This window comes from Mesorhizobium sp. RIZ17, assembly GCF_051127865.1.
Lineage (GTDB): Bacteria > Pseudomonadota > Alphaproteobacteria > Rhizobiales > Rhizobiaceae > Mesorhizobium > Mesorhizobium humile.
The window spans coordinates 2,041,931-2,067,710 of record NZ_CP147861.1; the positions used below are offsets into that span (position 1 = coordinate 2,041,931).

Consider the following 25,780-nt stretch of genomic DNA (forward strand, 5'->3'; position numbering starts at 1 on the left):
ATAAACGATTTAAACAACTTTCAAATTTTTTAAATCGATTAATGATTTGATATCATTCGCCTTTTCTGGTTCTGAACCTGGCGGCCCCAGCGCGGGCTCCGGGAAATCACCCGTCAGATGCGGCCAATCCAGAGAGGAAATTTGATGTCGGAAGCCGGCAAACGCAACCCCGACTGCGCCATTGACGCGATCGGCCTGAACACCACGGGCATGGTCCGCTACAATTTCGGCGCGGCCGAACTCTATGAGGAAGCGATCCGGCGTGGCGAGGCGAGGCTGACCGCGCAGGGCGCGCTGGTCGCCGAGACCGGCCAGCACACCGGCCGTTCGCCGAAGGACAAATTCGTCGTGCGCGACGAAGCGACCGAGCCGCATGTATGGTGGGACAACAACAAGGCGATCTTGCCCACCCAGTTCGAGGCGCTGCTTTCCGACTTCCGCGCCCATGCGGCGGACAAGGACCTCTATGTCCAGGACCTCGTCGGCGGTGCCGACGCCGATCTGAACCTGCCGACCCGGGTCATCACCGAATTCGCCTGGCATTCGCTGTTCATCCGCAACCTCCTGATCCGCCCCGACGCCGCGGAGCTCGAGCGCTTCGCGCCGCGCATGACCATCATCGATCTGCCCTCCTTCCGCGCCGATCCGGCACGTCACGGCACCCGCACGGAAACGGTGATCGCGGTCGACCTCACCCGCAAGATCGTGCTGATCGGCGGCACCTCCTATGCCGGCGAGATGAAGAAGTCGGTGTTCACCATGCTGAACTATCTGCTGCCGGCAAAGGGCGTCATGCCGATGCATTGCTCCGCCAATGAAGGTCCGGACGGCGACACGGCCGTCTTCTTCGGCCTCTCCGGCACCGGCAAGACGACGCTTTCCGCGGATCCGTCGCGCACGCTGATCGGCGACGACGAGCATGGCTGGGGTCCGCACGGCATCTTCAATTTTGAGGGCGGCTGCTACGCCAAGACGATCAGGCTGTCGGCCGAGGCCGAACCGGAGATCTTCGCCACCACGCAGCGCTTTGGCACGGTGTTGGAGAACGTGGTGCTCGACGCCGGTCGCGTTCCGGATTTCAACGATGGCAGCCTGACCGAAAACACGCGCTGCGCCTATCCGCTGGACTTTATCCCCAACGCCTCGAAGACCGGCCGCGCCGGTCATCCGAAGAACATCATCATGCTGACCGCCGACGCCTTTGGCGTCATGCCGCCGATCGCCAGGCTGACGCCGGCGCAGGCGATGTACCACTTCCTGTCGGGCTATACCGCGAAGGTTGCCGGCACGGAAAAGGGCGTCACCGAGCCGGAGGCGACCTTCTCGACCTGCTTCGGCGCCCCGTTCATGCCGCGCCACCCGTCCGAATACGGCAATCTGCTGCGCGAGCTGATCGCCAGCCATGGCGTCGACTGCTGGCTGGTCAACACCGGCTGGACCGGCGGCGCCTATGGCACCGGCCGCCGCATGCCCATCAAGGTGACGCGCGCCTTGCTGGGCGCCGCGCTCGACGGCTCGCTGAACTCGGCCGAGTTCCGCACCGACGCCAATTTCGGCTTCGAGGTGCCGGTGGCGGTCCCGGGTGTCGAGAGCGCCATTCTCGACCCGCGCTCGACCTGGGCGGACAAGGCCGGTTACGACCGCCAGGCCGCGAAGCTGGTCAACATGTTCGCGACCAATTTCGAGAAGTTCGAACGCCACGTCGACGCCACCATCCTGGGCGCCGCGCCGCGCCTGCAGGAAGCAGCGGAATAGGTCGCCGTCTCAGGCATCGTTCCTCCAGGGCCCGGCCAGCGCAATTCCAGGAAAAGTGTGAAACGGTTTTCCGTCCGGAATTGCGTCAACAGAGAAAGCCAGAGAGGTCACCGTTTCCGTGAGGCGGTGAACCGCTCTGGCGCCGGGCCTTTTCTTTTTGCCGCAGCCGCGTCATGAGTGCAGGCATGGCGAGCGACGACGACATCATCATCTCCGGCGAAGCGGTCATCCGTGCGGGCGACCTGCATGAGGACTTCATCCGCTCGTCCGGCCCGGGCGGCCAGAACGTCAACAAGGTAGCCACCGCCGTGCAGCTGCGCTTTGACGCGGCGAACGCTTCCGGCCTGTCCGAGCGGGTGCGCGCGCGTGCCATCAGGCTTGCCGGCCAGCGCGCCACCAAGGACGGCGTCATCGTCATCGAGGCCGGCCGCTTCCGCACCCAGGAGCAGAACCGGGCCGACGCGCGGACGCGGCTGACGGCGTTGATCGCCAAGGCGGCCGAGCCGCCACCGCCGCCGCGCAAGAAGACCAGGCCGTCCAAGGGCGCCGTGGAGCGCCGCCTCAAGAGCAAGGCGGGCCGATCGACGGTGAAGAAGCTGCGCGGCCGGGTCGACAGCGACTGAGGCCGGCATACGGGAAGCGAGCGGCCGTTTTCGGGTCGCGGAGCTGTTTCTTCGGTGGCATGCTCTCTGGCCAATTGATCGGATCGATCCATGCTCGTTCTGCCCAAAGGCGTTCGCCATATGCCGGGCTACATTACCCGCCCGGCCCAGGAAATGCTGGTCGAGGAGATCAGGCGCGTCGTGCAGGCGGCGCCCCTCTACGTGCCGGCCATGCCGCGCACCGGCAAGGAGATGAGCGTGCGCATGACCAATTGCGGCGCGCTTGGCTGGGTGACCGACAAGGAGCGCGGCTATCGCTACCAGCCCACGCATCCGGTGACGGGCGAGCCCTGGCCGCCGATCCCGGAAGCCTTGCTGCAACTGTGGCGCGAGGTCTCGGCCTATCCGCATCCGCCCGAGGCATGCCTGGTCAACTTCTATTCGGCGGACGCCAGAATGGGCCTGCATCAGGATCGCGACGAGCAGGATTTCGCCGCGCCCGTGGTGTCGGTCTCGCTGGGCGACGACTGCCTGTTCCGGGTCGGCCAGGACAGGCGCGAAGACGGCACGAAGTCGTTCAGGCTGAAGAGTGGCGACGTCGTCGTGCTCGGCGATGAAGGACGCCTCGCCTTCCACGGCGTCGACCGCATCTATCCCGCGACGTCGGCGCTTCTGAAGAATGGCGGCCGCATCAACCTGACGCTGCGCCGGGTGACGGTCCCGGCCTGAGCTGCTTGGCGCCGAGGCAACGCGATCTTAAGGACACCGCGACTAAAAGGTCGGTTGCGAAATCGAGGTCGCCATGCAGCCGGACTGGATCAGGACCAGAAGCCTCTTGGACGTAGCCATCGTCACGGTGGTGTCGATCGTCGCGCTTTGGATGACCGAGGTTTACCTGAGCAGTTTGTGGACCCTGAACAGCAAAGGATTTTCCGAACTTTCGCACAGGCTTCCCTATTGGGACTTCACCAATCTCTGGGCTGGTTCGCGCATGGCCATCGACGGCCATGTTGCTACCCTCTTCGATGTGGACGCCTACCGCGCGGCGCTGCGCGCCATGCTCTCGCCCGATCTTCCCAATCAGGAATGGAGCTATCCGCCGAACATCCTGTTGCTCGGCGTTCCGCTTGCCACCTTGCCGATCTTGCCTGCCTATCTGGTCTGGACGGTTGGGACCGTGTTCTGTCTGTGGCTGGCGATCCGGCCGCTGAAGCTCGGAGCGGCCCTCGAACTGGCGATTGTCTTGAGCCCCGCGGTGATCTGGAACTCGGTATTCGGCCAGAACGGCGCGCTGACCACCGCGCTGTTGATCGGCGGCCTCGCCGTGGCGCCCAGGCGTCCGCTGCTGGCCGGGATCCTGTTCGGCCTGCTGACGATCAAGCCGCATCTCGGCATCCTTGTGCCCTTCTGCCTGCTCGCCAGCGGCAACTGGCGCGCCATTTTCGCGGCCATCGGGACCGCGGTCGTGATCGCCGTCGCCACCGGCCTGTTCTTCGGCTTTGATGTCTGGCGTCTGTTCCTGACCGAAACCCGTCCCTTGATGACGGCGATCATGCAGGCGCCATATCCGCAACCCTATCAGTACAACGCCATAACGGTGTTCTTCACGGCAAGGGCTGTCGGCCTCGGGCTGGCCCCCGCCTATGGCATCCAGGCTGTCGCGACCATCGCTTCCATCGCCGCGGCGATCTGGCTCTGGTGGCCGCGGCGCCTGGTCTCGCATCAGGAACGCGTGGTGCTTACCGCTGTCCTTGCGATCCTTGCCACGCCCTATGGCTACACCTACGACACGATCGGTGTGGCCGTAGCGGTCGCGATGCTCGCCGCGATGGTTTCGAGGCCGCCTCGACTGATCCTGGCGATTTGCTGGCTCGGGCCTTTCGTCGTGCATTTTTTCACCTGGGGCGGATATTGCGTCGCCGTCCTGATCCCGCTGTTTGTTGCCGCGTGGATGCTGCATTCGATATGGACGACAGGCCGCAAGGCTGAACTCTCGGGAGAACCGTCCCTGGCCTAAAGCATTCCAGGATACGTGCGCAGCGACGGGCTCGGCGACTTCGCCGCAGCCTTCCGTCCGCCGCGGGAATTAAAGCATGTCTCCCGTAAGTGAACCCGGTTTCGGGACAAAGACATGCTTAACATCAAAAACTTAGAGCAGGTCGCGTGCGCGCAAAAGTGACCTCGGTTTTGCGATGACGACGTGCATCAAACAAACACCTAAAGCGCGTTGTGTGAATCCGTTTTCACGCGACGCACTTTAGACGCGTCGCCTGAATCCGTCTCAGCGCGACGCGCTTTAAACCTTCCGCAGCGCTACCTCTTCGACCAGGTGGTTGGCGCCCTTGCGAAGGATGAGGTCGCCGCGCCCGCGTCGCTTCGGCGAAGTTGCCGAGACTGACCGCTCATACTTTTCCTCGCGACCTACCCAAAAAGGGCGGCAACGGATCACTCGGCCTGGCCAGTTCCTGGATTGCGCAGCAGCACCTGAAGGTCGTCATTCTCGGCAATCTGCTGGTAGCCGCGCAGGAAGTTAACGTAGTCCTGCCGCCGGACAAGCTCCGCAATCCAGCCCCTGTCTTTTTTCTCGATGATGATCACGGCGGGCTGTTTGGTTTCGAGTTCGGCGAGCTTGCTCTCGACGTAGCGATCGACGATCTGCCGGTAGTGCGATGCCGTCTCCCTGTCGCCCTCCAGGGTTGCGAGGCCCGAAAGATAACGCGCCGAATAACCCAGCCAATCGCTGCAATCGCGTGAAATCCACGTCCCGCCGAGCATGCGGGTAAGTGGATGGCCCCCCGAGATGTCGGCGCCGACAAGCGCGACAGTCGGCCGATCGGTCGCCGCCTCGATCTTGGCGACAAACTCGGCATTGAGCTTCTGTGTTTGCATGAACGGGATGGCGGCGGCGGCAATGATGGCAGCCAGCAGCGTCTTGCACCCCAGTTCCATTGCCGTCCCCGGCGACTTGTAGGTTGCCGGGGCCGCTTGCGCCATCCTCAACAGGAGCGCCGCCAGAATCAGGCTGAAGGCCGGAAATGCGTGATAGGCCCAGCCTTTTGCCTGGTAGATCAGCGGCACGGTCGCAGCCAGCGAAGCAAGCGTGAATACGCTGACCAGAGGCGACAAAGGCAATCCCGGCCGAACGAAGCGCAGCGCCACGAGCGCGACCACATAGATCGGCACATAGGTCGTCAGCAACGCATACATTTTCTGCATCCGCATATAGGTGTCGGCCAGCACCGGGTAGATGACGCTCAGGAATTCCGGATGGAAATACTGCACGGCGACGACATACGCGACGCACACCAGGCCGATCACCCAGTACTCGACGGCGAAAAGCGTCCGGATCGACCGGCGGCTCCACGCTGCGTAGAGAGCCGGAACGAGCACGACCAGTGCATAATAGGGCTTCACCAGAACCAGGATGCTGCCGCTCAATCCGGCAAGGAGGGCCACCGGCAGGCTGGGTGTTCGACCGTCAATTGGCGCCGCGCGCCAGGCCGTCAGCATGAGCAACGGCAAATACAGCGCGATCCCAAGATGCTCCCGCTCGCTGAAGGCATTGCCGGGGAAGATGACCAGCAGCGCCAGAAACAGGGGCAACATCGCAAACAGAGCGCGGTTCTCGGCAAGACCGGCCTGCCTGGCGATCCATGCGGCAAGGCCCAATCCTGCCAGGCAGATCGCATAGCTGTAGACATGAACCGCGATTTCCGGCGAGATACCGATCTTGTGCGCGAGCGCCACGGCCGGCATGAACATCCAAGGCGTGAAAGGCGGATTGACTTCGAAAATGTCGACATAGAGCCGTGACCCGGCAAGCATCTTCTCGCACAAGGTGATCACCCAGCTCGTGTCGGGTATGACGCCCCATCGCATCTGCCAGGGAACGGCGGCTGCCAGCACCAGCAAGCAAAGAACCACCGTCCATGTCCGCGTCTTGCGCGCTTCGCCGATTGGCGCGTCCGCAGATGAGCTGTCCAGAAAGGCGGTCATCGGCTCCTTCCTTTGGGGCAGGGGGAACTGCTGGAGCTCATGGGACCGCTTCCCGTGAAGACAAACTTGCGACGTTCAGCACCGGCACCAGGATGGAAGCCAGCGCCAGCACCGTCTCCCAGTTGGAGTCCGGCTGGCGAAGCTAGTCGGGATTGCCTAAGACGCCGTTAAGCGGGTCACAATTTCCTTAACGCCACTTCCTCGATCAGGTGGTTGGCGCCTTTGCGCAGGATGAGATCGGCGCGCGCCCTGGTCGGCAGGATGTTCTCGCGCAGGTTCTTCAGGTTGATGTTGGCCCAGAGCCCTTCGGCGATGGCCCGCGCGGCATCCTGCGAAAGCTGCGAATAGCGGTGGAAGAAGGAGTCCGGATTGCGGAAGGCGGTTTCGCGCAGCCGCATGAAACGCTGGATGTACCACTGATGGATCAGCTTCTCGTCGGCATCGATATAGATGGCGAAATCGAAGAAGTCGGACAGGAACGGCACGATCTTGCCGTCCTTCGGCAGCTTTCCCGGCTGCAAGACGTTGATGCCTTCGAAGATCAATATATCCGGACGGTCGATGGTGACGAACTCGCCGGGGATGACGTCATAGGTCAGGTGCGAATAGACCGGCGCGATGACGCTGCTTTGTGCCGACTTGATGCCGGACAGGAACCTGAGCAGCGCGCCGACGTCGTAGCTCTCGGGGAACCCTTTGCGCTCCATGAGGTTCTCGCGGCGCAGGATCTCGTTGGGCAAGAGGAAACCGTCGGTGGTGATGAGGTCGACCTTCGGGCTCGACGGCCAGCGCGCCAGAAGCTCCTTCAGCACGCGCGCCGTGGTCGACTTGCCGACCGCGACCGAGCCGGCAATGCCGATGATGAAGGGCGTCTTGACGACGTCCTGCGCCTTGAAGAAGGCCTGGCGCTGCCGAAACAGCAACTGGCTTGCCTCGACATGGGCCGAGAGTAGCCGCGACAGCGAGAGGTAGATGCGCTTGACCTCTTCGAGGTCGACCGGGTCGTTGAGCGAGCGCAGCCGGTCGATCTCGTCTTCCGTCAGCGTCAGCGGCGTGTCGGCGCGGAATTGCGACCATTGCTCGGCGGAGAAGAAACGATAGGGGGAATACTTCTCGGTCGGAGCCAACTGGTCCATCGGGTTTCCTACCCTCTTACCGGTCAGCCCTTTGACCGGGACGCCTTTTCGACAATGCCCGAGCGGCTGGTGCGGCCTTCGAGCTCTTTCAGCACGTCGTCCAGCGGAATGCCCGCTATGCCGAGGACGACCAGCCAATGATACAGAAGATCGGCACTTTCCGAAACGAGCGCCTGCCTGTCGCCACGGATGGCGGCGATCACGGTCTCGACCGCTTCTTCGCCGAGCTTCTGCGCCGCCTTGTCCATGCCCTTGGCGAACAGTTTCGCCGTCCATGAGTCAGCGTCGCCGGAATGGGCGCGCTGATGGATGATCGTTTCCAGCTCGGCGAGCGAAAATTGAGCCATAGCAGTGGTTTAAGTCCGATGGGCGGCCGAGTCCAGCCGCATCGGCAGGCCGGCTTTGGCCATATGCGCCTTGGCCTCGGCGATCGTGTAAGTGCCGAAATGGAAGATCGAGGCGGCAAGCACCGCACCGGCATGGCCGTCGCGGATGCCTTCGACCAGATGATCGAGCGTTCCGACGCCGCCGGAAGCGATCACCGGCGCGCGCACGGCATCGGCGATCGCGCGCGTGAGCGCAAGGTCGTAGCCGGCCTTGGTGCCGTCGCGGTCCATCGAGGTCAGCAGGATCTCGCCGGCGCCGCGATCGACCATCGTCTTGGCGAATTCGACCGCGTCGATGCCCGTCTTCTCGCGCCCGCCATGGGTGAATATCTCCCAGCGGTCGGTCTCGCCTTGCGCCGAGACCTTCTTGGCGTCGATCGCCACGACGATGCACTGGTTGCCGAACTTGTCGGCGGCTTCCGCGACGAAGTCCGGATTCTTCACCGCCGCCGTGTTGATCGACACCTTGTCGGCGCCGGCCAGAAGCAGCTTGCGGATGTCGGCCACTTGGCGCACGCCGCCGCCGACGGTGAGCGGCATGAAGCACTGCTCGGCCGTCCTGGCGACCACGTCGAAGATCGTCTCGCGATTGTCGGACGAGGCGGTGATGTCGAGGAAGCAGAGCTCGTCGGCGCCGGCCGCGTCGTACGCCTTGGCGGCCTCGACCGGGTCGCCGGCGTCGATCAGATCGACGAAATTGACGCCCTTGACCACGCGGCCGTTCTTGACGTCGAGGCAGGGGATGACGCGGGCCTTGAGCATCACTTGCCTTCCAGGGTCGAGAGCAGGTCGACCACCAGCTCGCCGACCAGCGGCGGCACGTCGCCCTTGGGGTCGAAGGCCGGATCGTAGGCGGAAATGGTCAGCCCGGCGATGGCGAGCGGCCCGGCGAGGCCGCACATCGCCATGCGCATCTGCTCCGGCGCCGGGCCGCCGGGCGTGGTGTAGCGGTTGGCTTGCAGCTTTTCGGGGTCGTGCACGTCGAGGTCGACATGCATATGCACCCGGGTTGCGCCGTCGACCTTCAGCCGCTGCGCAGCAGCCTTCCAGTCCGGGCACTCGGTCCGGATGACGGGCAGCGTGTTCAACAGCGCCTTTTCGGCCTCGTCGAGGTCGCGCGCATTGACCAGAACGCAGCGTGATGGATCGACCGGCTTGAAGCCGGGGATCTGGTTGGCCATCGGCCGCCAGCACAGGCCCAGCGCGACAGCCAGCGCCATGCCGTCGAGAAAGCCCGTCGTGGTGGTTTCCGGCGTGTTGAGGTCGCCATGCTGGTCGGCCCAGATGATAGCGTCGGCGCCGGCGCCGGCCACGGCGCCCGCGGCAGTCAGGCAGTTGCCCGCCAGCACGATCGGAAACCGCTTCCTGTCCAGCGCAATGCGGACCTGGCCGGAAACGGCGTTGCAGACGGCGAATCCGGTGCTGATCTCGCGCTCGTCTTCGTCCTCGACCACCTTGCCGATGTCATGCACCTCGACGTCATGGCCGGCGAGCTTCAGCGCCTCGGCCAGTCCGCCTGAGATCAGCGCGTCCGGGCCCTGGCCGCAGCCACCGTGGAAATGGCCGCTGTCATAGGAGGCCAGGATGATGGAAATGTTCACGCTCTTGCCTCCGCCCGCTCGCCGCGCAGGATCGCCAGCGCCTCGGCCGGGTCGATACGTCCGTCATATAGGGCGCGGCCGGAGATCGCGCCTTCCAGTTTCTTCGCGTCGGGCATGGTCATGCGCACGATGTCGGCGATCGAGGCGAGGCCGCCGGATGCGATCACCGGAATGGACACCGCCTCGGCGAGGTCGATGGTCGAATCCCAGTTGATGCCGGTCAGCACGCCGTCGCGATCGATATCGGTGTAGACGATGGCGGCAACGCCGGCCCCCTCGAATTTCTTCGCCAGCTCGACGACGCCGAGCTCGGAGGCTTCGGCCCAGCCCTCGACGGCGACCTTACCGCCCTTGGCGTCGATGCCGACGGCGACCTTGCCCGGGAAAGCCTTGCATGCTTGCTTCACCAGCTCAGGTTCGCGCACCGCGACCGTGCCGAGGATGACGCGGGCGAGACCGCGATCCAGCCAATCCTCGATCTGCGGCAGGGTGCGGATGCCGCCGCCGAGCTGCACCGGGTTTTTCGTCGCCTTGAGGATGGCGCCGACCGCGGCGGAGTTGACGCTCTGGCCCTTGAAGGCGCCGTTGAGGTCGACGACATGCAGCCACTCGAAACCTTGGTCCTCGAAGGCCTTCGCCTGCGCGGCGGGATCGTCATTGTAGATGGTGGCGGTGGCCATATCGCCGTGCTTAAGGCGCACGCATTGGCCGTCCTTGAGGTCTATCGCCGGAAACAGGATCATGGATCAGGCGCCCTCGACGATGACGAAATGGCCGGTCGAAGCGGCGAGCCGGAATTTTGAGGCTTCCTGGTATTCGGGCGACTCGTAGCAAGCGAGCGCCGTCTCATAGGACTCGAATTCCACCACCACATGGCGGTTGCCTGTCGGCCCCTCCGGACTGGTGTAACGACCGGGCCGGACCGGGAACTTCGCGCCATACTTGGCGAAGGCCTTCCCATTGGCCTCGATGTATTGCCTGTAGACGTCTGGATCGTGGACATCGATCAGCGCGATCCAATAGCCCTTCTTGCTCATCTCTAGGGCCTCCATTTCAGGAAATTGGTGATCAGAGCCAGGCCAAGCGCCTGGCTCTTTTCGGGATGGAATTGCGTGCCGGCAAGGTTGTCGCGGGCAACGGCGGCCGTCACCGGCCCGCCATAGTCGGCGGTCGCCAGCACTTCGGCGGGATTCTTCGCTTCGAGATGATAGGAATGGACAAAATAGGCATGCAGCCCCTTCGGGCCGGTCTCGATGCCGGAAAACAGCGGATGCTGCCGGGCAAGCTCGATCGTGTTCCAGCCGATCTGCGGGATCTTCAGCGCCGGATCCGACGGCGTGATCTCCTTGACGTCGCCGGCGATCCAGCCGAGGCCCCTGGTGACGGTCTTTTCGAGGCCGCGTTCCGACATCAGCTGCATGCCGACGCAGATGCCGAGGAAAGGCCGCCCCTTGGCGATGGCCGCCTCCTCCACCGCCTCCCACATGCCCGGCACCGCGTGCAGGCCGGCGGCGCAGTCGGCATAGGCGCCGACACCCGGCAGCACGATGCGGTCGGCGGAACGCACGCGCTCCGCGTCGGCCGTCAGCTCGATGGTCGCGGCAAGACCCGCCTCATGCGCGGCGCGCTCGAAGGCCTTGGTGGCCGAGCGCAGATTGCCCGAGCCGTAATCGATGATGGCTACCCGCATGTCAGGGCCTTCCAGGCGTATGGGTCAGCCCCAGCGCCATGCCGGTTTGCGGCGGACGGGCGAGCGATGCGTCCGGCACGATGCGCGGCATCGGTGCCGCCTCCTCGCCTTCCTCGCCGGCTTCCAGCGCCTGGCGCGTCTCGGCATCGCCAAGATTGCCGGCTTCGACGACGCCCCATTCCCGCCAGCCGCGCCGGCGCAGTGATGCGATGCGCAGGGCCTGGCCTTCGAACCCGACATAGAGCGAGACCAGCAGCGACAGCAACGACCCGGCCCCTTCGAGTCCGAGCTTCTCGCCGGTCACCGACAGGATCGCCATGACGACGAAGGTCAGGGCCGCCTCGATCCACAGACGGTGCCAGGCGAACCAGAGCGGCGCGGCCAGGAAGCCCAGCCAGGTGAAGCTGTCGCGCACGAAAATTGCGTCCCTGGCTTTGTTGTCGCCGGCCGGCGGCTGCATCACGACATAGATCGCCATAGGGCTAGCCTTTCAGGGATCCCTTGGTGGACGGCACCGCGTCGGGCTGGCGCGGATCGGGCTCCAGTGCTGCGCGCAGCGCCCGCGCCACCGCCTTGAAGCAGGTTTCGGCGATATGGTGGTTGTTGGCACCGTAATGATTGGTCACATGCAGCGTGATGCCGGCATTCTGCGCCAGCGCCTGGAAGAACTCGCGCACCAGTTCGGTGTCGAACGTGCCGATCTTCGGCGACGTGAAGGCGACGTTCCAGACCAGGAAGGGCCGGCCGGAGACGTCTATCGCCGCCCTGGTCAGCGTCTCGTCCATGGCAAGCTCGATCGAGGCATAGCGCATGATGCCGCGCCGCTCGCCCAGCGCCTTGCTCAGCGCCTGGCCGATCGCGATCCCGGTGTCCTCGACCGTGTGGTGGTCGTCGATATGCAGGTCGCCCTTGGCCTTGATCTTCATATCGATCAGCGAATGCCGCGATAGCTGGTCGAGCATATGGTCGAAGAAGCCGACGCCGGTCGAAATATCGGCTTTGCCCTTGCCGTCGACATGGACCGAGACCGAAATCTCGGTTTCCTTGGTCTTGCGGCTGACTTCGGCGGAACGCGTCATCGCTCTGTCCTTGTTGCCCGTTCGGAGCCCCGGGGCTTGAAAACGAGAGCCTTCTATCAGCATGATCCGGCGATTGCCAGTTGCCATTCCGGTCGTTATCGCCCTTGCCGGACGGCGGTTTGCAATCGTTCGCCCTATGCATACATATGGCCGATCAAAACTCACTCGTACCGCGCCAATCGCCTTCAAGGGATAGCGCGAATCGGAGCAGAAAATGTCGAATGAACTCACCATGCACGCCACGACCATCATCAGCGTGCGCAAGGGCAACAAGGTGGTGATCGCCGGCGACGGCCAGGTCAGCCTCGGCCAGACGATCATGAAGGGCAATGCCCGCAAGGTGCGCCGCATCGGCAAGGGCGGCAGCGTCATTGCCGGCTTCGCCGGCGCTACCGCCGACGCCTTCACCCTGCTCGAGCGGCTTGAGGCCAAGCTCGAACAATATCCCGACCAGCTGACGCGCGCCTGCGTCGAGCTCGCCAAGGACTGGCGCACCGACCGCTATCTGCGCCGCCTGGAAGCCATGATGCTGGTCGCCGACAAGTCGGTCTCGCTGGCGCTGACCGGCAATGGCGACGTGCTGGAGCCCGAGCATGGCGTCATGGCCATCGGCTCCGGCGGCAATTACGCGCTGGCCGCGGCCCGTGCCCTCATCGACACCGACAAGGATGCCGAGGAGATCGCCCGCAAGGCCATGCAGATCGCGTCCGACATCTGCGTCTACACCAACAACAATTTTGTCGTCGAAACGCTCGATGCCGCTTGAGCGGCTATGATCCCGAAAAGTGGTCACAGGTTTTCGGAAGAGATCATGGTCAATCAGGAACATAGCTACGAATTTCGGCCGGTGACCGAAGAAGACTTGCCGACGATTGCCCGGTGGCTGCGCGAGCCGCATGTCGCCCAGTGGTGGGACGATCCCGGCAAGGAGATCGCCGAAATCAGAGAGCATATGGATTCGGTCTCGGTGGAGCCGCTGATCGTCGAGCTGGACGGCAGGCCGATCGCCTACCTGCAGAGCTACGATCCGCATATGGAGGACGATCATCCCTATGCGGACCAGCCCTTCGGCACGCTGGGCATCGACCTCACGATCGGTCCGCCGGAGCTGGTCGGCATCGGCCATGGCTCGGCCATCGTGCGCCAGTTCGTCGAGGAGCTTTTCGAGGAAGGCGCGCCGCGTGTCATCATCGATCCGCATCCCGACAATGGCCGCGCCATCCGCGCCTATGAGAAGGCGGGCTTCAGGCCGATCGGCCGCAGGCAATCGCAATATGGGGACGTCGTGCTGATGGCCGTCGACGCCGATGACGACGACGAAAATCTGGGGGACTGACTGGATGATCGCGCCTGAAGGGGACAAGACGCTTTCCGCTTACGAAGACAGCTGGCGCATGGGCCTGCTGCTGGTGCTCGCCCTGGTCGTTTTCCAGGCCGGCGTGCTCTACGGCATGGGCCATCCGCCGATCTGCACCTGCGGCTACGTGAAACTCTGGCACGGTGTGGTCAACAGCCCGGAGAATTCCCAGCACATCGCCGACTGGTACACCTTCTCGCATATCATCCACGGCTTCCTGTTCTACGCGCTGGCGACATTCCTGTTTCCACGTTCGCCGGTGGGCTTAAGGCTCGCTTTCGCCGTCCTCATCGAGGGCGGCTGGGAGATCCTGGAGAACAGCCCCTTTATCATCGATCGTTACCGCGCCGGCACGATCTCACTCAACTATTACGGCGACTCGATCATCAACTCGGTGTCCGACACGCTGTTCATGGCGCTGGGATTTGTGATGGCGCGAAAGCTACCTATATGGGTGATCGTGGCCCTGGCGCTCATCTTCGAGCTCGGCACGGGCTACATCATCCGGGACAATCTGACGCTCAACGTGATCATGCTGCTGCATCCGTTCGAGTCCATCAGGCAGTGGCAGAGTGGAATTTGAGTCTTATGAGCACCTTTTCTCCCCGCGAAATCGTTTCGGAACTCGACCGCTTCATCATCGGCCAGAAGGACGCCAAGCGCGCCGTGGCGATCGCCTTGCGCAACCGCTGGCGCCGCCAGCAGCTGGAAGGCCAGATGCGCGAAGAGGTGATGCCGAAGAACATCCTGATGATCGGCCCGACCGGCGTCGGCAAGACCGAGATCTCGCGCCGCCTGGCGCGGCTGGCCGGCGCGCCCTTCGTCAAGGTGGAGGCCACCAAGTTCACCGAGGTCGGCTATGTCGGCCGCGATGTCGAGCAGATCGTGCGCGACCTCGTCGAGGTCGCCATCGGCCTGGCGCGCGAAAAAATGCGCGGGGATGTCGGCGCGCGCGCCCAGGTCAACGCCGAGGAACGCGTGCTGGAAGCCCTCGTCGGCAAGACGGCGAGCCCGGCCACCCGCGACAGCTTCCGCAAGAAGCTGCGCGACGGCGAGCTCGACGACAAGGAGATCGAGATCGAGGTGGCCGACACCGGCACCGGCGGCATGCCCGGCTTCGAGATTCCCGGCATGCCGGGCGCCAATGTCGGCGTGCTCAACATCAACGACATGCTGTCGAAGGCGATGGGCGGTCGCAAGACCAAGACCCGCAAGACCACGGTGCGCGATTCCTACGCGCTCTTGGTCAATGACGAGTCCGACAAGCTGCTGGACCAGGACGAGGTGGTGCGCAGGGCGCTGGAATCGGCCGAGAATGACGGCATCGTCTTCCTCGACGAGATCGACAAGATCGCGGCCAGGAGCGACATTTCGGGCGGCCCGTCACGCGAAGGCGTGCAGCGCGACCTGCTGCCGCTGGTCGAAGGCACCACGGTTGCGACCAAATATGGGCCGATCAAGACCGACCATATCCTGTTCATCGCTTCGGGCGCCTTCCACGTCTCCAAGCCGTCCGACCTTTTGCCGGAGCTGCAGGGCCGCCTGCCGATCCGTGTCGAGCTGCGCGCGCTGGAGAAGGCGGATTTCATCCGCATCCTCACCGAGACGGAAGCGAGCCTCATCAAGCAGTATATCGCGCTGATGAAGACCGAAGGCGTCGAGCTGACCTTCACCGACGACGCCATCGATTCGCTTGCCGGCATCGCCGTCGACCTCAATGCCAGCGTCGAGAATATCGGCGCGCGGCGCCTGCAGACCGTGATGGAGCGCGTGCTGGACGAGATTTCCTACGACGCCCCGGACCGCAATGGCACCGCCGTCACCATCGACGCCGCCTATGTCGAGAAGCATGTCGGCGACCTGTCGCGCAACACCGACCTGTCGCGGTTCATCCTTTAAGCCTGGTGCCGATTTCGGGCTGGCCTTCGAGCTGGCCCGAAAAACGCGCACACCATCAAGGTGTGGCCAAATGGAAGCATCTGGCCACCATTTTTGGTCGCCGTCGGCAGCCTTCTCTCGACTCTGGCGGGCGCTTTACCTAGGTTGCCGCGCATTCCGAAAGCAATTTCAAGAAAGCGGTTTTCCGTCTGAAATTGCGTTCAATCAAATGGTTGGGGTGGATCGGCGATAGCCGAGCCGCCCCAAGGCGGCGGCGAATGAAGAAGTACCTGTTTCTCCTTGTTGGTCTTGCGCTGGCGGCGGCGGTGGCGATCGCCGATGCCGCGACCATGGTGCCGCCGGGCAACCGCAACGCGGTGCAGCCGGATATTCCGGGCGCCTCCAGCCGGCGCACCCAGGCCACCAACACCACCTTCCAGGCCAAGTACCGCAAGGTCTACGCGCTGCTGCAGAACGATGCCGAGCTGCGCGGTAAGATCAGGAAGGTGGCTGCGGCTTACGGCATCGATCCTATGCATATCGTCGGCGCCATCGTCGGCGAGCACACCTACAATGTCGACGCCTATGACCGGCTGCAGACCTATTACGTCAAGGCGATGTCGTATCTGTCGAGCAAGCTCACCTTTGCCTATGACGGCGAGGATGTCAGCGATTTCGTCCAGCGGCCGGAATTCAAGAAATGCGCCGGCACGGACGACAGCTACGACCTTTGGGAATGCCGCGAGCAGGTCTGGAACCGCTCCTTCCGCGGCAAGACCGTCGGCGGCGAGGATTTCCCCAACGACCGCTTCGGAGCCACTTTCTTCCAGCCTTATTATGCCGGCCAGACCTTCGGCCTCGGCCAGTTGAACCCGCTGACGGCGTTGCAGATGAGCGACCTGGTGCACAAGGTCTCGGGCCTGCCCAGGCTCGACGTCGGCGATCCCAACACGGTCTACAAGACCATCATGGACCCGGATCTGACGCTGCCCTACGTCGCTGCGACCATCAAGAAGTCGATCGACGCTTACCGCAACATCGCCGGCTTCGACATCTCTAAAAATCCGGGCCTGACCGCCACGCTCTACAATGTCGGCAACCCCGAGCAGCGCGCCTATGCGCTGAAGGCCGAGAACGAAAAACGCCGCGCTGCCGGTGAACCGGAAAAGCTGCCCGAAGAGAACTATTACGGCTGGCTGGTCAACGACAAGCTGGATGAGCTGAAGGCGCTGTTTTAGAGCGTCAGGCTTCGGGAGGGAAGCCAGGTTTGAGCTCAGTTCAACCGTGTTTGCGCTGTCCCGCCAACCTTTCCTTCGTCATTTCTAGGGTCTGCGCGCGTCGCTTCGCTCCTTGCTCCGCCCCAGAATGACGAAGGATAGGTCGCCGCCTTACCTACGGCGCCCCCTGTCGACCTTTGACGATATCTCCAAGATGTTGGCACCGCGTATGCAATTGTCACGCCGGGGAGAAGATACCTGCAGGCAGACGAGGGGCAGCGCCGAGATCAACAGTTGGCGCGACAGCTTACGCCGCCAGCAGCGACTTCAGCTTGACCGCCTGCGAGCCGAGCGCCTCCGGCGCCGGGCTGGCCCGCTTGGCGATCAGCATTTCCGCCAGGCGGATGTCGCGCGCCACCGCATTGCCGGGGCCGATGCCGCTGGCCGCGACCAGCCTGCCGTTCTCGGCAAGGTGGAACAGGATGAAGGCGCCGTCATCGAGATCGCGCCTCACCGTCGAGCGGCCTTCGTCCGACAGCCCGGCGATCTGCAGCGTCAACCCGTACTGATCCGACCAGAACCACGGCACGGCGGCATGCGCCTCATCGGCGCCCAGCATGTTCTTTGCGGCGAGTGCGCCCTGCTCCTGCGCGTTGCGCCAGGCTTCCAGCCGAACCCGCCGCCCGCCATAGACCGCAAGCGGGAAGGAGCAGCAATCGCCGGCGGCGAAGATATCCGGGTCGGCGCTGCGCAAATGTTCGTCCACGGCGATGCCGTTGTCGACCGCAAGTCCGGCTTCGGCGGCAAGCGCCGTCACTGGCACCGCACCGATGCCGATCACCGCGAGATCGGCGACGACCTCCTGCCCGTCGGCAAGCGCGATGCGAACCTCGGCGCCGTCATCGGCAATCGCGGCGATCCCCTGGCCGATGCGGATCGCAACGCCCTCGGCCTCATGCGCCTTGTGGATGATTTCGGCGATCTCGGCCGGCACGCCGCGCATCAGGATGCGCGGCTGCGCCTCGATGACCGTGACCGCGACGCCAAGCCTGCGCGCCGCGGCGCCAAGCTCGAGACCGATGAACCCGCCGCCGATGATGGCGACACGGTTGCCGGCGCTGAGATGCGCACGGATGGCCAAAGCATCGTTGAAGGTCCTGAGATAGACGCAGCGGCCGCCCAGGCCCGGCATCGGCAGCTTGCGCGGCACGGACCCGGTCGCCAGCAGCAGCTTGTCGTAGGAAAGGGAGGATCCGTCCGACAGCTGCACGACATGCGCGGCGCGGTCGATCGCGACGGCCCGGACGGAATGGATGTGGCGGATCGAGCGATCGGCGAAAAGCGCGTCGCTGGCGATCGCCTTGATGGCCGGCGCCTCACCGGTCATCGCTTCCTTCGACAGCGGCGGCCGCTCATAAGGCAGATGCGGCTCGTCGCCCACCAGCGTCACCGGCCCCTCATAGCCGAGATCGCGCAGGGCGAGCGCCGCGCGCCCGCCGCACTCGCCCGCTCCGATGATCACCATCCCGGCCATTGTCTCACCGGACCTGGATCAGGACTTTTCCGGCGTCGACCCTGACCGGATAGGTTTTCAGGTTGACGCAGACCGGTGCGCCGCGCGCGTCACCGGTCTTGTAGTTGAAGCGGCCATTGTGCTTGGGGCATTCGATGATGTCGTCCATCACCAGACCGTCGGCCAGGTGCACCTTCTCATGCGTGCACAGGCCGTCGGTCGCGAAATATTCGTCGTCCGGGCTGCGGTAGATGGCGAAGGTGCGGCCACCATGGTCGAACCGCATCACATCCTCTTCGTCGATATCCCCGGCCGCGCAGGCCTCGACCCAGTCGCTCATCTCGTTCTCCTGGAATTCATGGTCAGTTGGTCGGGCCGCTCACTCGGCCGCTGCCGCAACCGGATTGTCGTTGTGCAGTTCTTCCCGGTAGGGCTTTGCCGTTGGCGGCAGCGCGCGCTTGAGGAAATAGTCCTCGTTGCGCAGCTGGCGCAGGAAGGCCGGGATCATCTCGCGATAGCCGGCCAGGATCGAAGGCGTCGGCGCCGGCAGGTCGTGCTTGATCATCGCATGCAGCTTCGGCAGCGCATGATAGGGCACCATCGGGAACATGTGATGTTCCACATGGTAGTTCATGTTCCAGTAGATGAACCGGCTGATCGGATTCATGTAAACGGTGCGGCTGTTCAGCCGGTGATCGGTGACGTTCTCGGCAAGCCCGCCATGCTGCAGCAGGCCGGTCAAGACGTGGTGCCAGGCGCCATAGAGCCGGGGCAGGCCGATCAGCATCAGTGGCAGCCAGGAGTGCAGGTAGAGGGCCAGGGCGATGGTCGCGATGTAGATGGCGAGCCATATGCGGGCCACGCGGATCGCCTTCGGCTGCTCCTGCTCGGGAATGAATGTTTTTTCGGCGGCGCTGATGACGCCGGCGGCGTTGCGCACCATGTCGACCATCGCGTGCCAGGCGTCGAGAATGCCGAAGAAATTCAGCACCACGCGCGCAAGGTCCGGCGGCCGCATGACGGCGATCTCGGGGTCGCGGCCGACGATGATGGTATCGGTATGGTGGCGCGTGTGGCTCCAGCGCCAGGTCACCGGGTTGCGCATGATCATGAAGCAGGCGAGCTGGTAGACGGCGTCGTTCATCCACTGCGTGCGGAAGGCCGTGCCATGGCCGCATTCGTGCCAGCGGGAATCGGTCGAGGAGCCGTAGAGCGTGCCATAGACGAACAGGAACGGCACGCACCACCAGCTGCCCCAGAACCAGATGCCGCCCGCGGCGCTGACGATGAAGGCGGCCAGCCAGATGATGGTGTCGCGGATCGCCGGCTGGTCGGAGCGCTGCATCAGCTCCTTCATCTGCTTGCGCGGGATCTCGGTGTGGTACCACTCGGCCGCCGCCAGCCCGTTCTCGACCGCGCGTTTTGCATCGCGGCCGGTCAGGCTGTAGTCGCGCGGCGACGCCGCCGAAGACGTCATGGCCGTCATTGAGGTTCCTCCAACAGCGCCTGGCGAACGGCTCCCGCAAGTCCGGGCTCGTCCATAGCCGGCTTCCACTTCAACATACCGCCAGCCTATGATAGTCTCAACATCAGGAAGATAGTTTCTATCATTTCCTATCAGATTGAGCTATCCTGAGCCGGATAAGCGATGGAGCATTCATGGCAAAGCGGCCGACCATTACCGATCTCGCGCGCGTCTCGGGCGTCAGCGTCGCCACCGTCGACAGAGTGCTGAACAGCCGCCTGCGGGTGCGCGAGGAAACGGCGCGCCGGGTCTACGAGGCGGCCACCGAGATCGGCTATCATGCGGCCGGGCTGATCAAGCAGCGCATGCGCCAGGAATTGCCGGAATACCGGCTCGGTTTCCTGCTGCTGAGGGGCAATGATGTCTTCTATGGCGATTTCGCCAGGGAGCTCGAGCTGGCGGTTTCGCAGTCGCAACGTTTCCGCGGCACCGCTGCGATCGACTTCGCCACGTCGCTGGCGCCCGATGAGATCGCCGACCAGATGCGCAAACTGGCGGCCAAATCGAGAGCCGTCGCCGTCGTCGGCCCGGATCACCCGACGCTGACGGCGGTCGTGGAGGCGCTGAAGGCGAGGGGGCAGCCGGTCTTCTCGCTGCTGTCCGATTTCGCCGCCGGCATCCGTGAGGGTTATGTCGGTCTCGACAACCGCAAGGTTGGGCGCAGCGCCGCGTGGATGATCGCCAAGGCGGCCAGGAAGCCGGGCAAGGTCGCGCTCTTCGTCGGCAGCCACCGCTTCCACGGCCATGAACTGCGTGAGATCGGCTTCCGCTCCTATTTCCGCGAGCACGCGCCGGATTTCACCGTGATGGAGACGCTGGTCAACCTCGAGGCCAATGACGTGACGCATGACGCCATGCTCGATCTTCTGGCGCGCCATCCCGATCTTGCCGGTTGCTACGTCGCCGGCGGTGGCATGGAAGGCGCCGTCTCGGCGCTGAGGACGGCGCGCCCGGCCGAGATGCCGGTCGTCATCTGCAACGAGATCAACGCCGTCTCGCGCGCGGCGCTCGCCGACAACATCCTCACCATGGTGATCTCGACGCCGCTCGCGGCGCTCTGCCGGGAACTCGTCGGGCTGATGGCGCATGCCATCGAAAGCGGCGCGGCCAATGCGCCCGGACAGACGTTCCTGCCCTTCGACATTTACCTGCCTGAAAACATCTAGGTCTCCAGCACAGGGGTTTTGATCGGTCGGCTCTGTTTGCGTTTGGCAGGCGGCATGCCTTGGAGATTGGCCGAAGTGCCCATCGTGATCGTCATTCTAGGGCGGAGCAGGAGCGAAGCTCCGTCGCGAAGACCCTGGAATCCATGCCGTTACCTTCGCCAAGGCGTGCAACGGAGCAAAATTCTGTACCGTGGCAGCGCTTCCAAGTCACGGCATGGATTCTATGGTCTGCGCCGCGTCGCTTCGCTCCTTGCTCCGCCATAGAATGACGAGGTTGGGGCGGCTTCAGCCAATCCCTGGCGTTTGCGCTGATTTCACGGAAATGAACGAAGAACCTTACACCAAGACAAACGGCAACCTTTCAAAAATCCCTGCGTCTGGGAACTGACCCCGGAGCAATGTGAAAGAATCCATCAGACTGATGGATTCTTTCATGGCGGTTTGCGGCGAATCCAGCCCATCATGGTCTTCGTCACGTCGATAGTGATCGAAAAACCGGCCGCCTCGGTCGGAATCACCCTTGACGTTTCCAAACGAAATGGAATAAATATTTCACTAGCTAGGCTTTTTGGTTCTTTCGTTCCGAAGCGTCTGTTTCGAGCGGAGGACGAGGCGCTCCATCGAATTGGCAGCGCCGCATGGCCGCAGGGAGAGATTCCCCGGGCAAACCGGGGATTCCGGTTCAAAATGGGTGCAGCCGGACACCAAGTGGAGGAGAGATAAAATGAAGAAACTGCTTTTGGGCGTCGCGCTTTCGGCGCTGATGTGTTCATCCGCCTTCGCCGCCAAGATCGGCGTCTCGATGGCGCGCTTCGACGATAATTTCCTGACCGTGCTGCGCAACGGCATGATCGCGCAGGCTAAGGGCATGAGCGGCGTCGAGCTTCAGGTCGAGGACGCGCAGAATGATGTAGCCAAGCAGCTCGACCAGATCAAGAACTTCGCCGCCTCCGGCGTCGACGCCATCATCGTAAACCCGGTCGACACCTCGGCCACGCAGGCGATGTCGGACGCGGCCGCCGCTGCCAAGATCCCGCTGGTCTACGTCAACCGCGAGCCGGTCAACGTCAACTCGCTGCCGGACAACCAGGCCTTCGTCGCTTCGAACGAGGCCGATTCCGGCACTCTCGAGACCAAGGAAGTCTGCCGCCTCTTCAAGGAAGCCGGCAAGAAGGAAGCCAATGTCTATGTGATCATGGGCGAGCTTTCCAACCAGGCCGCGGTGCAGCGCACCAAGGACATCGACAACGTGATCGCCACGCCGGAGTGCAGTTTCATCAAGATCATCGACAAGCAGACCTCGAACTGGCAGCGCGACCAGGCGCAGAACCTGATGACCAACTGGCTGTCGACCGCCAAGCCGTTCGACGGTGTCATCGCCAACAACGACGAAAGCGCCATCGGCGCCATCCAGGCGATGAAGGCCGCCAATATCGACATGAAGACCATGATCGTCGGCGGCGTCGACGCCACGCAGGACGCGTTGGCCTCGATGCAAGCAGGCGACCTCAAGGTGACCGTATTCCAGGATGCGGCCGGCCAGGGTGCTGGCGCGCTCGACGCGGCGCTGAAGCTCGCCAAGGGCGAGAAGGTGGACCACAAGGTCTACATTCCGTTCCAGCTCGTCACGCCGGCGAACATCGACAAGTTCCTGAAGAAGAACTGAGGCCACGGGCCGGTTCATAAGGAGCGGCGCTTCAGGATGGCGGGCCGAACCAGGCGTCCGAAGCCGATACACGAAGAACAGTGCCGCTCCTCGCTTCCACCCGCCCTCCCGGGCGGGTGGGCGAACGCGGCCCAAGGAGGAGAAAATCGTGGCACAGACATCGCATGGCGTTGGTGGGCTCACCTATGATGCCAAGAAGCGCCCTTGGCCGCCCGAGTTCAACGTTCTCCTGGCGCTCGTCATCCTGGTGGGCCTGTTCGAACTGATTGGCCGGGTCTTCCTCGGCGACAGCTTTCTGTTCAACACGCGTCCGAACGTCGACGCGATCTTCAACGAGCAGCGCCTGCAGATCATCATCCTGCAGGTGTCGATTGTCGGCATCATCGCCATCGGCGTCACGCAGGTCATCATCTGCGGCGGCATCGACCTTTCCTCCGGCTCGGTCGTCGGCGCCACCGCCATGATCGCCATGAGCTTCGCCCAGGTGGCGACGGTCAACGGCAACCCCAACCCCAAGGCCATGTTCCTGTCGTATGGCTGGATCGACCTTCCGGTCATCGTGCCGTTGCTGGTCGCGATAGGCTGCGGCCTCATCGCCGGCCTGGTCAACGGCCTGCTGATCGCCTACACGCGCATCCCGCCCTTCATCGCCACGCTGGGCATGATGGTCACCGCGCGCGGCATAGCGAAGTGGTGGTCCAAGGGCGAGCCGATCTCGTTTCCGACCGAAAGCTTTGCGGCAATCGGCAAGGGCCTGATGCCGGTCGTCATCTTCATTTCGCTGGCAATCCTGTTCCAGCTGATCCTGACCTACACCAAATACGGCAAGCACTGCTACGCCATCGGCTCCAACGAGGATGCCGCGCGCATGTCGGGCATCAAGATCGCCAACCACAAGGTGCTGGTCTACGTCATCGCTGCCATCCTCGCCTCGCTCGCGGCAGTGGTGCTCTGTTCCAAGAACCTCACCGCCCAATCCGGCATGGGCGTGATGTATGAGCTCGACGCCATCGCCATGGCGGTCATCGGCGGCGTTTCGCTGTCGGGCGGCCGCGGCTCGATCATCGGCACCGTGATCGGCTCGCTGATCTTCGGCGTCATCATTTCCGGCTTCACCTTCCTGCGCCTCGATGCCTACTATCAGGAGATGGTCAAGGGCGTGATCATCGTCGGCGCGGTCGTTCTCGATCAATGGCGCCAGCGCCGCCGCGCGATAGGAGCTTGACCATGTCCGACATCGTTCTGAAGACCGAAAACCTCACCAAGCACTATGGCGGCGTGCACGCGCTCCAGGAGGCGAATTTCGAGCTGCGCAAGGGCGAGCATGTCGCCATCATGGGCGACAACGGCGCCGGCAAATCGACCTTCGTGCGCCAGATCACCGGCGTCGAGCAGCGCACAGACGGCAAGATCTGGTTCGACGGCAAGGAAGTGAACTTCGCCGGCCCGATCGAGGCGCGCGAGGCGGGCATCGAGACCGTGTTCCAGAACCTCGCGCTGGCCGACGATCTCGACGTGCCGTCGAACCTGTTCCTCGGCCGCGAGAAGGTGCTTTTCAATCTCGGGCCCTTTTCGATCCTCGACCGCAAGGCGATGCGCAAGGCGACGGAGGCGGCACTTGTCCGCACGGCGGTGAAGATCCCGAACCTCTCCAGCACCATCCGCCACATGTCTGGCGGCCAGCGCCAGTGCGTCGCGATCGCCAGGACCGCGACCTTTGCCTCCAAGCTGATCATCATGGACGAGCCGACGGCGGCACTCGGCGTGCAGGAGACGGAGCAGGTCGAAAACATCATCCGCACGTTGAAGGAAAACGGCGAGCCGCTGATCCTGGTCAGCCACAACATGCGCCAGGTGTTCGACCTGGTCGACCGCATCGTCGTCTTCCGCCGCGGCAAGATCGTCGCCAACCTGCGCAAGCAGGACACCGACGGCAACGACATCGTCGCCTACATCACCGGCGCCAAGACCGGGCAGGCGGAGCTGCAGGCCGCCTGACGGGCGCCGCGACGGGATCACCAATCATCCGCGCCAAAAGGCGCGGACATCTTTCAGAACCGCCCTCAAAGGACATTCCATGACACTCCGCTTCGCTCTTCTCGGCGCCGGCCGCATCGGCAAGGTGCATGCCCGCGCCGTCGGCTCAAATCCGCGGGCCAAACTGGTCGCCGTGGCGGATGCCTTCGAGAAAGCGGCGACGGAACTGGCCTCCGCCTATGGCGCTGAGGTCCGCAGCATCGACGTCATCGAGAAGTCCGAGGACATCGACGCCGTCATCATCTGCACGCCGACCGACACGCATGCCGATCTGATCGAGCGCTTTGCCAAGGCCGGCAAGGCGATCTTCTGCGAGAAGCCGATCGATCTCTCTGTCAAGCGCGTCGAAAAATGCCTGGCGGTGGTGGAGAAGACCAAGGCCACGCTGATGGTAGGCTTCAACCGCCGCTTCGACCCGCATTTCGCCGCCGTGCGCAAGGCGATCGACGACGGCGCCGTCGGCACGGTCGAGATGGTCACCATCACGTCGCGCGATCCCGGCGCCCCGCCGCTCGACTACATCGCCAGGTCCGGCGGCATTTTCCGCGATATGACCATCCATGATTTCGACATGGCGCGCTTCCTGCTCGGCGAGGAGCCGGTTGCCGTCAGCGCCCACGCCTCGGTGCTGGTCGACAAGAAGATTGGCGAAGCCGGCGATTTCGACTCGGTCAGCGTCATCCTCGAAACCGCCTCCGGCAAGCAGGCCGTCATCTCCAATTCGCGCCGCGCCACCTATGGCTATGACCAGCGCATCGAGGTGCATGGCTCCAAGGGCATGGTCGCGGCCGAGAACCAGCGGCCGGTGTCGATCGAGCTCGCCAACGACAAGGGCTACACCCGCCCGCCGCTGCACGACTTCTTCATGACCCGCTACATCGATGCCTATGCCAACGAGATCGCCTCCTTCATCGCCGCGGCGACTGCCGGCAAGAAGGCGGCGCCGAGCGGCAAGGACGGGCTGGTCGCGCTCAAGTTGGCCGATGCGGCGCTGAAGTCGGCGAAGACCGGCAAGACCGTACGCGTCGATTGACCCGACGAGGCAGGTATTTCGATGGCGGTCGGATTGTCTGTCTCTAACGGTTGGCGATTAGCCGGAACGCTTATCAGGTCGTCATCCACGGGCGGAGCAAGGAGCGAAGCGACGCGCGCAGACCCGAGGATCCATGCCGTTAC

27 protein-coding genes are annotated in these 25,780 nt (G+C 63.7%); 14 read left to right on the plus strand and 13 right to left on the minus strand.

Annotated elements, in window-relative coordinates:
• The first annotated feature begins 144 nt into the window (after positions 1–144).
• From WDX12_RS10120 to WDX12_RS10135, 4 genes are all read left to right on the plus strand, one after another.
• Positions 145–1,755, plus strand: coding sequence for a phosphoenolpyruvate carboxykinase (locus tag WDX12_RS10120; RefSeq protein WP_434724778.1), 1,611 nt, complete (start codon positions 145–147; stop codon positions 1,753–1,755).
• A 185-nt stretch (positions 1,756–1,940) separates the two neighbouring features.
• Entirely contained in the window at positions 1,941–2,378 is a 438-nt protein-coding gene (gene arfB / locus WDX12_RS10125; RefSeq protein WP_320294448.1) for an alternative ribosome rescue aminoacyl-tRNA hydrolase ArfB, read from the plus strand.
• 90 nt (positions 2,379–2,468) lie between these two features.
• Positions 2,469–3,086 carry an alpha-ketoglutarate-dependent dioxygenase AlkB family protein gene (locus tag WDX12_RS10130; protein WP_320293989.1) on the plus strand — a complete coding sequence of 206 codons (618 nt, stop codon included), beginning with the start codon at positions 2,469–2,471 and terminating at the stop codon, positions 3,084–3,086.
• A 106-nt stretch (positions 3,087–3,192) separates the two neighbouring features.
• A complete protein-coding gene (locus tag WDX12_RS10135; RefSeq protein ID WP_434724779.1) occupies positions 3,193–4,374 on the plus strand; it encodes a glycosyltransferase family 87 protein in 1,182 nt (393 codons plus the stop codon).
• Between the two features lie 428 nt (positions 4,375–4,802).
• On the opposite strand, the gene WDX12_RS10140 is transcribed toward WDX12_RS10135, so the two are convergent.
• The 10 genes from WDX12_RS10140 to hisB all read right to left on the minus strand — a co-directional run bounded on the left by WDX12_RS10140 (position 4,803) and on the right by hisB (position 12,245).
• Complete coding sequence (locus WDX12_RS10140; RefSeq protein WP_434724780.1) at positions 4,803–6,353, minus strand: hypothetical protein; 1,551 nt, start codon at positions 6,351–6,353, stop codon at positions 4,803–4,805.
• A 176-nt stretch (positions 6,354–6,529) separates the two neighbouring features.
• Positions 6,530–7,489 carry a type I pantothenate kinase gene (gene coaA, locus WDX12_RS10145; protein WP_140801608.1) on the minus strand — a complete coding sequence of 320 codons (960 nt, stop codon included), beginning with the start codon at positions 7,487–7,489 and terminating at the stop codon, positions 6,530–6,532.
• Positions 7,490–7,512: 23 nt separating this feature from the next.
• On the minus strand, positions 7,513–7,836 hold the full coding sequence (locus tag WDX12_RS10150) for a phosphoribosyl-ATP diphosphatase (RefSeq protein WP_320293992.1): 324 nt from the start codon (positions 7,834–7,836) through the stop codon (positions 7,513–7,515).
• A 9-nt stretch (positions 7,837–7,845) separates the two neighbouring features.
• The gene (gene hisF / locus WDX12_RS10155) at positions 7,846–8,640 is read right to left on the minus strand and encodes an imidazole glycerol phosphate synthase subunit HisF (protein ID WP_434724781.1); all 795 of its coding nucleotides are present in this window, start codon (positions 8,638–8,640) and stop codon (positions 7,846–7,848) included.
• Positions 8,637–9,476 (minus strand): arginase family protein, encoded by an 840-nt coding sequence (locus tag WDX12_RS10160; RefSeq protein ID WP_434724782.1) that lies wholly within the window; start codon positions 9,474–9,476, stop codon positions 8,637–8,639. Before WDX12_RS10160 ends, hisF begins: the two co-directional genes overlap by 4 nt.
• The gene (hisA, locus tag WDX12_RS10165; RefSeq protein ID WP_320293995.1) at positions 9,473–10,219 is read right to left on the minus strand and encodes a 1-(5-phosphoribosyl)-5-[(5-phosphoribosylamino)methylideneamino]imidazole-4-carboxamide isomerase; all 747 of its coding nucleotides are present in this window, start codon (positions 10,217–10,219) and stop codon (positions 9,473–9,475) included. Before hisA ends, WDX12_RS10160 begins: the two co-directional genes overlap by 4 nt.
• Before the next feature lie 3 nt (positions 10,220–10,222).
• On the minus strand, positions 10,223–10,513 hold the full coding sequence (locus WDX12_RS10170) for a DUF1330 domain-containing protein (RefSeq protein WP_320293996.1): 291 nt from the start codon (positions 10,511–10,513) through the stop codon (positions 10,223–10,225).
• Positions 10,514–10,515: 2 nt separating this feature from the next.
• Positions 10,516–11,166: an imidazole glycerol phosphate synthase subunit HisH gene (hisH, locus tag WDX12_RS10175; protein ID WP_434724783.1), complete on the minus strand. Its 651-nt coding sequence runs from the start codon at positions 11,164–11,166 to the stop codon at positions 10,516–10,518.
• Position 11,167: 1 nt separating this feature from the next.
• Positions 11,168–11,644 (minus strand): DUF2628 domain-containing protein, encoded by a 477-nt coding sequence (locus tag WDX12_RS10180; protein WP_434724784.1) that lies wholly within the window; start codon positions 11,642–11,644, stop codon positions 11,168–11,170.
• A gap of 4 nt (positions 11,645–11,648) precedes the next feature.
• Positions 11,649–12,245, minus strand: a complete 597-nt coding sequence (gene hisB, locus WDX12_RS10185; RefSeq protein ID WP_434724785.1) for an imidazoleglycerol-phosphate dehydratase HisB — start codon at positions 12,243–12,245, stop codon at positions 11,649–11,651.
• A gap of 214 nt (positions 12,246–12,459) precedes the next feature.
• On the opposite strand from hisB, the gene hslV reads away from it, so the two are divergent.
• The 5 genes from hslV to WDX12_RS10210 all read left to right on the plus strand — a co-directional run bounded on the left by hslV (position 12,460) and on the right by WDX12_RS10210 (position 16,718).
• A complete protein-coding gene (gene hslV / locus WDX12_RS10190; RefSeq protein WP_040986886.1) occupies positions 12,460–13,011 on the plus strand; it encodes an ATP-dependent protease subunit HslV in 552 nt (183 codons plus the stop codon).
• A 45-nt stretch (positions 13,012–13,056) separates the two neighbouring features.
• Entirely contained in the window at positions 13,057–13,581 is a 525-nt protein-coding gene (locus WDX12_RS10195; RefSeq protein ID WP_320294000.1) for a GNAT family N-acetyltransferase, read from the plus strand.
• A gap of 4 nt (positions 13,582–13,585) precedes the next feature.
• The gene (locus tag WDX12_RS10200) at positions 13,586–14,185 is read left to right on the plus strand and encodes a DUF2585 domain-containing protein (RefSeq protein ID WP_434725603.1); all 600 of its coding nucleotides are present in this window, start codon (positions 13,586–13,588) and stop codon (positions 14,183–14,185) included.
• A 5-nt stretch (positions 14,186–14,190) separates the two neighbouring features.
• Positions 14,191–15,501 carry an ATP-dependent protease ATPase subunit HslU gene (gene hslU / locus WDX12_RS10205; RefSeq protein ID WP_320294001.1) on the plus strand — a complete coding sequence of 437 codons (1,311 nt, stop codon included), beginning with the start codon at positions 14,191–14,193 and terminating at the stop codon, positions 15,499–15,501.
• A gap of 257 nt (positions 15,502–15,758) precedes the next feature.
• Positions 15,759–16,718: a DUF1402 family protein gene (locus WDX12_RS10210; protein WP_320294002.1), complete on the plus strand. Its 960-nt coding sequence runs from the start codon at positions 15,759–15,761 to the stop codon at positions 16,716–16,718.
• Between the two features lie 286 nt (positions 16,719–17,004).
• Here the strand turns inward: WDX12_RS10210 and WDX12_RS10215 are convergent, their stop codons facing one another.
• The 3 genes from WDX12_RS10215 to WDX12_RS10225 are packed head-to-tail and all read right to left on the minus strand — an operon-like array spanning position 17,005 to position 19,687.
• Positions 17,005–18,231: an NAD(P)/FAD-dependent oxidoreductase gene (locus WDX12_RS10215; protein ID WP_434724786.1), complete on the minus strand. Its 1,227-nt coding sequence runs from the start codon at positions 18,229–18,231 to the stop codon at positions 17,005–17,007.
• Between the two features lie 4 nt (positions 18,232–18,235).
• A complete protein-coding gene (locus tag WDX12_RS10220; protein ID WP_434724787.1) occupies positions 18,236–18,550 on the minus strand; it encodes a MocE family 2Fe-2S type ferredoxin in 315 nt (104 codons plus the stop codon).
• A 39-nt stretch (positions 18,551–18,589) separates the two neighbouring features.
• Positions 18,590–19,687 (minus strand): fatty acid desaturase family protein, encoded by a 1,098-nt coding sequence (locus WDX12_RS10225; RefSeq protein ID WP_434725604.1) that lies wholly within the window; start codon positions 19,685–19,687, stop codon positions 18,590–18,592.
• A 182-nt stretch (positions 19,688–19,869) separates the two neighbouring features.
• Here WDX12_RS10225 and WDX12_RS10230 point away from each other — a divergent pair, with 182 nt between their 5' ends.
• The 5 genes from WDX12_RS10230 to iolG all read left to right on the plus strand — a co-directional run bounded on the left by WDX12_RS10230 (position 19,870) and on the right by iolG (position 25,637).
• Positions 19,870–20,901 carry a LacI family DNA-binding transcriptional regulator gene (locus WDX12_RS10230; protein ID WP_320294005.1) on the plus strand — a complete coding sequence of 344 codons (1,032 nt, stop codon included), beginning with the start codon at positions 19,870–19,872 and terminating at the stop codon, positions 20,899–20,901.
• 724 nt (positions 20,902–21,625) lie between these two features.
• The gene (locus tag WDX12_RS10235; RefSeq protein WP_320294007.1) at positions 21,626–22,567 is read left to right on the plus strand and encodes a sugar ABC transporter substrate-binding protein; all 942 of its coding nucleotides are present in this window, start codon (positions 21,626–21,628) and stop codon (positions 22,565–22,567) included.
• A 148-nt stretch (positions 22,568–22,715) separates the two neighbouring features.
• On the plus strand, positions 22,716–23,792 hold the full coding sequence (locus tag WDX12_RS10240; RefSeq protein ID WP_320294008.1) for an ABC transporter permease: 1,077 nt from the start codon (positions 22,716–22,718) through the stop codon (positions 23,790–23,792).
• A 2-nt stretch (positions 23,793–23,794) separates the two neighbouring features.
• Positions 23,795–24,565, plus strand: coding sequence for an ATP-binding cassette domain-containing protein (locus WDX12_RS10245; protein ID WP_434724788.1), 771 nt, complete (start codon positions 23,795–23,797; stop codon positions 24,563–24,565).
• 79 nt (positions 24,566–24,644) lie between these two features.
• The gene (gene iolG / locus WDX12_RS10250) at positions 24,645–25,637 is read left to right on the plus strand and encodes an inositol 2-dehydrogenase (protein ID WP_434724789.1); all 993 of its coding nucleotides are present in this window, start codon (positions 24,645–24,647) and stop codon (positions 25,635–25,637) included.
• Positions 25,638–25,780: the final 143 nt, after the last annotated feature.

What these genes read in the sequence shown, in the direction of transcription:
- WDX12_RS10195 (WP_320294000.1), top strand. Translation starts at nt 13,057, where the DNA reads ATGGTCAATCAGGAACATAGCTACGAATTTCGGCCGGTGACCGAAGAA.
- hslU (WP_320294001.1), top strand. Translation starts at nt 14,191, where the DNA reads ATGAGCACCTTTTCTCCCCGCGAAATCGTTTCGGAACTCGACCGCTTC.
- hisH (WP_434724783.1), bottom strand. Translation starts at nt 11,166, where the DNA reads ATGCGGGTAGCCATCATCGATTACGGCTCGGGCAATCTGCGCTCGGCC.
- hisB (WP_434724785.1), bottom strand. Translation starts at nt 12,245, where the DNA reads ATGACGCGTTCCGCCGAAGTCAGCCGCAAGACCAAGGAAACCGAGATT.
- coaA (WP_140801608.1), bottom strand. Translation starts at nt 7,489, where the DNA reads ATGGACCAGTTGGCTCCGACCGAGAAGTATTCCCCCTATCGTTTCTTC.
- hisA (WP_320293995.1), bottom strand. Translation starts at nt 10,219, where the DNA reads ATGATCCTGTTTCCGGCGATAGACCTCAAGGACGGCCAATGCGTGCGC.
- WDX12_RS10150 (WP_320293992.1), bottom strand. Translation starts at nt 7,836, where the DNA reads ATGGCTCAATTTTCGCTCGCCGAGCTGGAAACGATCATCCATCAGCGC.
- WDX12_RS10225 (WP_434725604.1), bottom strand. Translation starts at nt 19,687, where the DNA reads ATGACGTCTTCGGCGGCGTCGCCGCGCGACTACAGCCTGACCGGCCGC.
- WDX12_RS10140 (WP_434724780.1), bottom strand. Translation starts at nt 6,353, where the DNA reads ATGACCGCCTTTCTGGACAGCTCATCTGCGGACGCGCCAATCGGCGAA.
- WDX12_RS10180 (WP_434724784.1), bottom strand. Translation starts at nt 11,644, where the DNA reads ATGGCGATCTATGTCGTGATGCAGCCGCCGGCCGGCGACAACAAAGCC.
- iolG (WP_434724789.1), top strand. Translation starts at nt 24,645, where the DNA reads ATGACACTCCGCTTCGCTCTTCTCGGCGCCGGCCGCATCGGCAAGGTG.
- WDX12_RS10235 (WP_320294007.1), top strand. Translation starts at nt 21,626, where the DNA reads ATGAAGAAACTGCTTTTGGGCGTCGCGCTTTCGGCGCTGATGTGTTCA.
- WDX12_RS10200 (WP_434725603.1), top strand. Translation starts at nt 13,586, where the DNA reads ATGATCGCGCCTGAAGGGGACAAGACGCTTTCCGCTTACGAAGACAGC.
- WDX12_RS10220 (WP_434724787.1), bottom strand. Translation starts at nt 18,550, where the DNA reads ATGAGCGACTGGGTCGAGGCCTGCGCGGCCGGGGATATCGACGAAGAG.
- hslV (WP_040986886.1), top strand. Translation starts at nt 12,460, where the DNA reads ATGTCGAATGAACTCACCATGCACGCCACGACCATCATCAGCGTGCGC.
- WDX12_RS10210 (WP_320294002.1), top strand. Translation starts at nt 15,759, where the DNA reads ATGAAGAAGTACCTGTTTCTCCTTGTTGGTCTTGCGCTGGCGGCGGCG.
- WDX12_RS10120 (WP_434724778.1), top strand. Translation starts at nt 145, where the DNA reads ATGTCGGAAGCCGGCAAACGCAACCCCGACTGCGCCATTGACGCGATC.
- WDX12_RS10245 (WP_434724788.1), top strand. Translation starts at nt 23,795, where the DNA reads ATGTCCGACATCGTTCTGAAGACCGAAAACCTCACCAAGCACTATGGC.
- arfB (WP_320294448.1), top strand. Translation starts at nt 1,941, where the DNA reads ATGGCGAGCGACGACGACATCATCATCTCCGGCGAAGCGGTCATCCGT.
- WDX12_RS10230 (WP_320294005.1), top strand. Translation starts at nt 19,870, where the DNA reads ATGGCAAAGCGGCCGACCATTACCGATCTCGCGCGCGTCTCGGGCGTC.
- WDX12_RS10170 (WP_320293996.1), bottom strand. Translation starts at nt 10,513, where the DNA reads ATGAGCAAGAAGGGCTATTGGATCGCGCTGATCGATGTCCACGATCCA.
- WDX12_RS10130 (WP_320293989.1), top strand. Translation starts at nt 2,469, where the DNA reads ATGCTCGTTCTGCCCAAAGGCGTTCGCCATATGCCGGGCTACATTACC.
- WDX12_RS10215 (WP_434724786.1), bottom strand. Translation starts at nt 18,231, where the DNA reads ATGGCCGGGATGGTGATCATCGGAGCGGGCGAGTGCGGCGGGCGCGCG.